Here is a 6,780-nt window from a genome sequence, read left to right as displayed (position 1 = left end):
ATTAAAAGCTGATTGCTCACTGTTATAAATTTTTGTAAATAAATTCATTTTTAATACCGAAAAGATTAGTTAAAAAAAACTAGTCTTTTTTTTGTTTTTAGTGAAATGAGGTTTTAAAGATCGCACTGTTTTAAAAATTTGTAAATAAATTCATTTTTAATACCGAAAAGATTAGTTAAAAAAAACTAGTCTTTTTTTAGCAAAAAGAGGTTTTAAAATGAATAATTTTGAGAACGTTTAGTATAAATTGAATCCTGTTATTTTGAATTATTTTTATTATTATTGATATATTTTTCTTACTATAAAGCGGAAATATAAATAAATAAATAACTTTAAATTATAATAAGTAAAAATTATAATAATTAAAGATAATTATTTATAAAAAAAATTATTTTATCATTATCAAAATTAATTCGATACCTTATAAACAAAAAAACTGAATGTAAAAATTGTTTTTTTTATTTTTATTTTATAATTTTAATTGGTATTAATTAAAGTCGTATTGTTATAAAAAAATGTAAATGTTTTTTTAACTCTGTATATTTTTAAAATCTCTTTTCTATAAAAAAAGACTAGTTATTTTTAACTAGTCTTTTCGGTATTAAAAATGAATTTATTTACAAAAATTTATAACAGTACGAGCATTTATCTATATAACCAAAAAAAGAACCATCATCTAAATATGGAACCAAAACATTTGTTCATTTAGATGAAAAACTTAAACAATATGATAATCTTTTAAACAATTACGACAGATTAAATTCAAAATTATTTGATGAAGCAAATAAAATCGAAGATGAAATAAAAGAATTACAGGAATTTCTTAAATTAACCCAAGAAGAAAAAGAAAAAATCGAAAAAAATTAGACAACAACAACAAAATTGAAGAAATCAAGAAAAAATGCAAATATGTCGAAAAAGACATTCATATTTTGAATGGTCAATTAATTGACTTAGAAAAACAAAAAGAAACACAAATAAAACAAAAACAAGAAAAATTACAAACACAAGATGAACAAATACGTGAACGATTACAAAAACAAATCGATGGATTAACCGAAGAACTGCAACATGATATTGTTAAAACAAATTAATCTAATTAAACCTAAAATTAAAGAATTAGAAAGTCAATGTGAAAAATTTAATGAAATGTTAGTTAGTGCTGAAAAAATTAAACAAGATTTAGAACATAAATATAAAAACTTAACTTCTAAGGAACAAACTATTTTTAATCAAATCAAAACAGAGGAACAACGTCGAAAAGAATATCAAAAATTAATCGCTGAAGTAGAAGTAAAACAATTAAAACTTATAAATAAAATTAACCATTTAAAACTCGAATCATAATTAGCAAAACAATGTAAACTTGCATGGGACGATTACAATAAAAAACACGAATTTAGTTTTGAAAACATTAAAGAAGCTATTTTTGAAAGATTTGAAATTTATCAAAATACATTTACTGCAAAAACGTTCGTAAATGCAACAAGATGTTTAAAAACAGGAGTAAAAACGATTGAGAAAATTGCAATTACAGCACACGAATTCCATCGTGGTTATGATATGATCAAAAAAAATTATTTCAATGATGATAATACACCAAAAACGACGAGAAAAGATATATATAAAGATGTTTGTAATAGATGCGACCGTGCAATTGAAAAACATGAAAACGAATTTAATGATTTGACAAAAAAATTGAAGATTTTCGAAATAAACAAAAAAATATTAATTTGCAAAAAGAAAAAGATGAAGAAGACGGCGCAACTACTGACATTGAAGAACGAAGATTAATAAAATTAGATGTTTATTCAAATATTTTTTCAACATTAAAATCAAATTTAAACAAAAATGAAACACTAGAAGACATGATAATTTTACATGAAACGTTAAATAACGCTCACGAAGATAAACTAGAAGAAATCGACGCTAGAAAAGATGCTTTAAAAACAAAACAATATTATAAAGTTGAAGACATAAGAAAACAAAAACGCTGAGCACTGTTAAAAAAATTAGAAACTATAAAACACTAATTTTTATAATTTTAATGTAAATATTAAACCAAAAAAAAAGGAAAAAACCATGAACTCAAAACAAATAATTATAACATTTATTATTTTTATAGCTTTAATTGGTACTGGTTGGTATTGTTATGACAAATTCAAACCGAAAACTTCAACTTTAGAAGATGAACCAATAGACACTATCGAAGAAAATGACGATTCAATTCAAAAAATCGAATCAACTTCAATCGAAAAATCAAAAGAAACTAAAACACCAAAACCTGAAATAGAACCCAAAAATCCTATTTCACAAACTAGATTTGATGAAATAAAAAATTACATTTTATCATTAGATGACAATTTATTACCAAAAAATCTAAATACAAATGAAAAAACTAAAATTGAAGAAATAAGAACGCCAATTAAATCAGCAATACAAAGAAGTCAATCAAAACTTGATGATTATGAAAAAGTTATTGTTGAACTTCAAAACAAATTAAAAGATATAAACAACCTAAATGATAAACTTCAATTAAATAAAGAATCAGCAAAACAATATAATGAAAGAATACAACAAAAAAAAGATGAATTCCCTAAAGCACCAAATGTAGAAACACGTAAACGATTACAAAACGAACTCAACCAATTATGTACCGAACAGACGGAACTTATTAATGAAATAATGAATATAGGAAGAGAAATTAAAATTGAAAATGAAAGACATTATGATAATATGTTAAAAAACGCTGAAGATTCTAAACAACAATTAGTTAAAAATTTTGAAACATTAAAAAGTAATAACGAAAAAACTGCAATTGATGAACTCAACAAAATCTATATCGAAACAAATGACGATTCAATTCAAAAAACCGAATCAACTTCAACTTTAGAAGATGAACCAATAAACACTATCGAAGAAAATGACGATTCAATTCAAAAAACCGAATCAACTCCAATCGAAAAATCAAAAGAAGTTGAAACACCAAAACCTGAAATAGAACCCAAAATTCCTATTTCACAAACTAGATTTGATGAAATAAAAAATTACATTTTATCATTAGATGACAATTTATTACCAAGTAATCTAAATACAAACGAAAAAACTAAAATTGAAGAAATAAGAACACCAATTAAATCGACAATACAAGAAAGTCAATTAAAACTTAATGCATATGAAAAAATTATTATTGAAATTCAAAAAAAAATAACAAATGAAAATGATCTAAATACAAAAAAACACCAATTAGAAGAATCAACAAAACAATATAATGAAAGAATAAAACAAAAAGAAGATGAATTCCCTAAAGCGCCAGATACAGAAACACGTAAACGATTACAAAACGAACTCAACCAATTATACGCCGAACAGAATAAACTTATTAATGAAATAATGAATATAGGAAGAGAAATTAAAAATGAAGACGAAAAAAAGTACGGTGACATGTTAAAAAACGCTGAAAAATTAAAACAACAATCAGATGAAAATTTTAAAACATTAAAAAGTAATAACGAAAAAACTGCAATTGATGACCTTAACAAAATTTACAAAATCGTTAACTAATTTACCCAACTAAAACCGAACTGAACCCTAAAAAACATTAACAACTTTTAATTTAATAACACAGTGGGCACTGTTATAAAAAAATATAAATGCTTTTTTTAACACTGCATATTTTTAAAACCTCTTTTTACTAAAAACAAAAAAGACTAGTTTGATTTAACTAGTCTTTTCGGTATTAAAAATTAATTTATTTACGAAAATTTATAACAGTGCGTACACCCACCAAACTAAATTAATTTTTTAGTTTGGTTTTTTTATATTTAAATTAGAAAAAAATTATTATTTTTCGTAATTAACTTTAATAAACTCGTTTAATAAACGTACTCCGAAACCTGTTCCCCATGAATTATTAATGGAATTAGGTTTTGTTCCCATCGCAGTCCCCGCAATATCTAAATGAGCCCATGGAGTATGATGAACAAAACGTTTTAAAAATTGAGCTGCTGTAATTGAACTAGCGTAACGACCCGCGGAGTTTTTCATATCAGCATTTTTACTATTAATTAAACGATCATATTCTTCACTTAAAGGCATTAACCACAAGCGTTCTCCTGTTTTGTTTCCAGCGTCTAATAACTGTTTAGTTAATTTAGTTTCATTAGAGAAAAGACCGGCATGTTCTTGACCTAAAGCTACTAAAATAGCTCCTGTCAAAGTAGCTAAATCAATCATTAATTTAGGTTTTAAAATAGTTTCACAATACCATAAAGCGTCTGCTAAAACCATTCTTCCTTCAGCGTCCGTGTTAATGACTTCAATAGTTTGTCCCGACATGGAAACCACAATATCTCCTGGTCTTTGAGAGGTAGAACTAGGAGTATTTTCAACTAAACCAATTACGCCGACAACGTTAACTTTAGCTTTACGAGAAGCTAAAAGATGCATCAAACCAACTACTGTAGCAGCTCCACTCATATCAGCTTTCATATCTTCCATTCCTGAAGATGGTTTGATAGAGATCCCGCCAGTATCAAAAACTACTCCTTTTCCTATAAAAGCTAAAGGAGTTTCTTCTTTATGACTACCTTTCCAATTCATGATCACTAAAAAAGGAGGTCTGGAAGATCCCTGAGAAACAGCTAAAAGAGACTTCATACCTAAATCAGTCATAGCTTTTTTATCTAAAACTTCTACTATAACTCCTAAATCTTTTAATTTTTGAGTTTGAGCTAAAAATTCTTCTGTTCCTAAAACATTAGCTGGTTCATTGACTAAATCACGACTTAAATGAACCCCTTCCGCAACTGCTTTAGCTTCTTGTAAAACTTTTTGGCAATGATCCGCTTCTTTATTTATTATGTGAATAAAAACTTTCTCGTTATCTTTCTTTTTTGTCGTTAAATAACGATCAAAAGTATAATTTTTCAACATAAAACCTATTAAAAAATCTTTTACTTGATCACGATCAACAGATTTTTCTTCTAAATCTAAAAAAATAACTACTTTTTTAGCTTTTTGTACCAAATCAAAAACTTTACCACCTGTATTAACCCAAAAATCATTTTTTTGAGAAGATACATCACCTAAACCTAAAATATTAAGTCGATCAAAAGGAGAACCATGAGGAACTAAAAGTTCTATTTTTTGATTTTCTTTCCCTTCGAAGTCTTTTAAAGACATCGCCTTTAAAACAGTTTGTTGTGGATCTACTTCTTTTAAACCAAAAGTTTTTTTATTTTTAATTGTTTTTAATAAAATAGCTACATCTCCATTTAAAATCGGTTCTTTTGAAAAAGAAAAATTCATATTCATTTTTTATATCTCTTCTTTCTTTATTTTATTCTATATTTAGGATTCAAAAATATTTATTTTAATATAGTTTATTATATTTATTATTCTATATATTTTTAATAATAACACATTATTCAAATTTAATCAAAAGATTCAGTTTAATATTTAAAAAATATCTTTCAAATATATTATCTTAATATAAATTAAAATTATAAATAAAAAAAAAGACTTTAAATATTATTTGTTAACGCCTTTTTACATGGTGGTTGCAAAAAAAAGGAATTTATGGTATAAAAAAAGACTCTCGCGGAGAGAGTCTATTAAAATTTAGTTGTATTTAAATTTATATTGAAACAAATCTATAAATAAGTTTTAATTAAAATATTAACCTTTAAAACGTTTTAATAATTAAATTTGAAAAAATTACTTCAAATAACATCTTAAAACGCCATTATTAGGTAAAATAATGCGTTTCATGGATATTTTAAGTTTTTGTTTAATTGTTATTTTTTTATTTATTCTTCTAATTGTTTTTTAAAAAATTATTATTTATAATATTTATTTTATTGAAAAAAATTGTTTATCTAAGTCATGGAATTTAACACGTTTTTCTTCTTCTTGTTGTAATAAATCTTGTGGATTTTTCCTTGTGTTTGTTGAGGTTCTAATTTTTTTTCTAATTTCTTTTAATTCATAAATTAGTTTTCTTTGTTGTTCTGTTATTTGAATTAACGAACCTAATTTCATGGATAATGAAAATAATTTTTGATAGGATTCTTGATTTATATTTTTATTCATATTTTGAATCTCTAAAACTACATTTTTCCATTTTACAGCGAGTTTCCAATTTCGTTCGTTAATAAAAACTGATTGCGTTTCTAAAAAAAAATCATAAGAATTATTTAAAATGTAATTATTGTTTTGTAATGAAGAACTATTATCATCAATTGCCACAACTTGATTATTATTGTTAATAACAAATAATAACCCTAAACAAACGAATAAAACTATTTTAAATAAAAATAATTGTTTTTTTAATTTAAACATTAATAAATATTCCTTTGTATACATTTATATTAAGAAATAAATATCTTATTATAGTTATTTTTATAATAATTAATAATACTTTCCTTTAACTTTATTATATTTTCAATATTTAAATTATCTATATCTTTTATTATCTGTTGTATGTCAATTTTTATTTGATTATATTCAAATACGATTTCATAATTTTTAGTTTCTTTGTTATCTAAAATATTTAAACACATTTCTTTTAATTTATTTTTATTATAATTTAACTTTATTTCTTGTTTTATAGGATGCCAGTATTCATTAACTTCTTCTTTATATATATCTATTGTATTGCAACCGCAACAAACAGCTGCACAAACTTTGAAAAAAATTAATATTGTTTGGATATATGAATCCATATTTTAAATTTCTCCTTTTTTAATTAAAAATAATTATATTATTAACTATTCCTCA

At 24.0% G+C, this 6,780-nt stretch carries 7 protein-coding genes; 4 read left to right on the top strand and 3 right to left on the bottom strand.

The annotated features are described in order from the left end of the window. The first annotated feature begins 932 nt into the window (after positions 1 to 932). The 4 genes from KTO59_RS03130 (at position 933) to KTO59_RS03115 (ending at position 3,564) form a co-directional block, all read left to right on the top strand. On the top strand, positions 933 to 1,094 hold the full coding sequence (locus tag KTO59_RS03130) for a hypothetical protein (protein WP_284928588.1): 162 nt from the start codon (positions 933 to 935) through the stop codon (positions 1,092 to 1,094). Continuing rightward, a complete protein-coding gene (locus KTO59_RS03125; protein WP_284928587.1) occupies positions 1,072 to 1,347 on the top strand; it encodes a hypothetical protein in 276 nt (91 codons plus the stop codon). Before KTO59_RS03130 ends, KTO59_RS03125 begins: the two co-directional genes overlap by 23 nt. A gap of 386 nt (positions 1,348 to 1,733) precedes the next feature. Further along, positions 1,734 to 1,997 carry a hypothetical protein gene (locus KTO59_RS03120; RefSeq protein WP_284928586.1) on the top strand — a complete coding sequence of 88 codons (264 nt, stop codon included), beginning with the start codon at positions 1,734 to 1,736 and terminating at the stop codon, positions 1,995 to 1,997. A gap of 85 nt (positions 1,998 to 2,082) precedes the next feature. Next, on the top strand, positions 2,083 to 3,564 hold the full coding sequence (locus KTO59_RS03115; protein WP_284928585.1) for a hypothetical protein: 1,482 nt from the start codon (positions 2,083 to 2,085) through the stop codon (positions 3,562 to 3,564). 279 nt (positions 3,565 to 3,843) lie between these two features. Here KTO59_RS03115 and KTO59_RS03110 read toward each other — a convergent pair whose 3' ends face one another. The 3 genes from KTO59_RS03110 to KTO59_RS03100 form a co-directional block, all read right to left on the bottom strand. Beyond that, complete coding sequence (locus KTO59_RS03110; RefSeq protein ID WP_284928584.1) at positions 3,844 to 5,316, bottom strand: leucyl aminopeptidase; 1,473 nt, start codon at positions 5,314 to 5,316, stop codon at positions 3,844 to 3,846. A 537-nt stretch (positions 5,317 to 5,853) separates the two neighbouring features. Continuing rightward, positions 5,854 to 6,342 carry an SVM family protein gene (locus KTO59_RS03105; RefSeq protein ID WP_284928582.1) on the bottom strand — a complete coding sequence of 163 codons (489 nt, stop codon included), beginning with the start codon at positions 6,340 to 6,342 and terminating at the stop codon, positions 5,854 to 5,856. Between the two features lie 29 nt (positions 6,343 to 6,371). Next, positions 6,372 to 6,725 (bottom strand): hypothetical protein, encoded by a 354-nt coding sequence (locus tag KTO59_RS03100; protein ID WP_284928581.1) that lies wholly within the window; start codon positions 6,723 to 6,725, stop codon positions 6,372 to 6,374. Positions 6,726 to 6,780: the final 55 nt, after the last annotated feature.

This window comes from Candidatus Phytoplasma sp. AldY-WA1 (assembly GCF_020312115.2).
Classification (GTDB): domain Bacteria; phylum Bacillota_I; class Bacilli_A; order Acholeplasmatales; family Acholeplasmataceae; genus Phytoplasma; species Phytoplasma vitis.
The sequence above is the reverse complement of the archived record's forward strand: the minus strand, read 5'-3'. Positions and strand labels throughout refer to the sequence as shown.